Origin of the sequence: Rhodococcus sp. EPR-157 (assembly GCF_001647195.1) — a bacterium.
Lineage (GTDB): Bacteria > Actinomycetota > Actinomycetes > Mycobacteriales > Mycobacteriaceae > Rhodococcoides.
Map to the genome: position 1 here is coordinate 1 of NZ_LVCV01000623.1, position 840 is coordinate 840.

At 63.9% G+C, this 840-nt stretch carries 1 protein-coding gene; it reads right to left on the reverse strand.

Annotation, left to right across the window (positions count from 1 at the left end; translation table 11 throughout):
* Window positions 1-840, reverse strand: an 840-nt coding sequence (locus A2J03_RS26755) for an acyl-CoA carboxylase subunit beta (protein ID WP_331712410.1), incomplete at both ends; no start/stop codon positions are given.

Here is an 840-nt window from a genome sequence, read left to right on the forward strand (position 1 = left end):
TGGACTTCGAGGAATTCGTCGTCGTCGAGGATGCGGCGGATGACCTCGTGCATGTCGTACGGGGTGTTCGGTGAATCGGGAATCAACGTGTCGAGTTCGAGGTCCTCGTCGGTGAGGTTGTCTTCGATGGCCCCGTCGATCGGATCCGACGGGATGGTGCGCGGGGCCGCGGCGCGGTTGTTGCTGGGCAGGTAGGACAGCAGATCGCGGACGTAGTCCAAGGCGTCCTGCTCGCCCGAGGCGACGTAGTGCGCCACTCCGGACTTCTCCATGTGGGTGTGGGCGCCGCCGAGTTCTTCCATCGTGACGTTTTCGCCGGTGACGGTTTTGATGACGTCGGGGCCGGTGACGAACATCTGCGAGGTGCCATCGACCATGACGACGAAGTCGGTCAGGGCGGGAGAGTAGACGTGTCCGCCGGCGGCGGGTCCCATGATCAGTGAGATCTGCGGGATGACGCCGGAGGCCTGGACGTTGCGGTGGAAGATCTCGCCGTACAACCCGAGGGAGACGACACCTTCCTGGATGCGGGCCCCTGCGCCTTCGTTGATACCGACTAGGGGGCGGCCGGTTTTGATGGCCAGGTCCATGACCTTGACGATCTTCTCGCCGTAGATTTCACCGAGCGATCCGCCGAAGACGGTGGCGTCCTGGGAGAAGATGCATACGTCGCGGCCGTCGATGGTGCCGTAGCCGGTGACGACACCGTCGCCGAAGGGCCGGTTCTCTGCCATACCGAAGTTCTGGCTGCGGTGACGGGCCAGGGCATCCATCTCCACGAAGGACCCGTCGTCGAGCAGTGCCGTGATCCGTTCGCGAGCGGTCAGCTTGCCCTTGGCA